General features: G+C 48.6%; 1 protein-coding gene. It reads right to left on the bottom strand.

What is annotated here, in order from left to right; translation table 11 throughout:
- Nucleotides 1–251: hypothetical protein (locus tag BGM27_RS20285; protein WP_483297762.1), on the bottom strand; the 251-nt coding region annotated here is incomplete at both ends.

Below are 251 nucleotides of genomic sequence, written 5' to 3'. Positions count from 1 at the left end.
GCTAAAGCTGTCCGTGCTTCTGACACAGCTCTAGTCAGAGGATCTGAATCAGCATCTAAATCAACTCGTGTGCGTTCATGCCGATGTACAAAATTATCAATTTGCTGCTCGGCCTGCCGCACTCTGGCCTGAAAGCTTGCGATCTCTGCATCGATTTCCACCGTCTGATGATCATTCATCCGGCGCATCATATCATTCACACGATCCATGCTGCGAGTAAATCTTCGTGTCTGCGCTTCAACTATCGCTGT

Source organism: Bacillus sp. FJAT-27001, assembly GCF_019039175.1.
Taxonomy (GTDB): domain Bacteria; phylum Bacillota; class Bacilli; order Bacillales; family Bacillaceae; genus Bacillus; species Bacillus velezensis.
The sequence above is the reverse complement of the archived record's forward strand: the minus strand, read 5'-3'. Positions and strand labels throughout refer to the sequence as shown.